Source organism: Aminobacter sp. MET-1 (assembly GCF_026521175.1).
Lineage (GTDB): Bacteria > Pseudomonadota > Alphaproteobacteria > Rhizobiales > Rhizobiaceae > Aminobacter.
This window is the reverse complement of sequence record NZ_JAMSHL010000134.1, coordinates 1-258: the sequence shown is the minus strand read 5'-3', so window position 1 is coordinate 258 and position 258 is coordinate 1. Positions and strand designations below refer to the sequence as shown.

Here is a 258-nt window from a genome sequence, read left to right as displayed (position 1 = left end):
CAGCATGCGCGCCTGCATGTTCATGCTGCGAAAACCCTGGGCGACGACTTCGCCGGGCAGGTAGGCGCCAGGCTGCTGCGGGTCAGGGTGCAGCCGGCTGATGCGGCCGCTAAACGGCTGGTCCGCTGAACCTGAGCCGGCTTCGGCCAGCAACAGGCTGCCATCGGCTTGCAGGCAGACGCCACGTGGGTTGAGCAAACCTTCAGCGATGAAGGTGCTCGGGCGCAGGGCTTCAATAGGTTGAGCAGGGATATGCAG

The 258-nt window shown here is 64.7% G+C and carries 1 protein-coding gene; it reads right to left on the bottom strand.

What is annotated here, in order from left to right; all coding sequences use genetic code 11:
- Positions 1-258: hypothetical protein (locus tag NDO48_RS29345; protein ID WP_267322937.1), on the bottom strand; the 258-nt coding region annotated here is incomplete at both ends.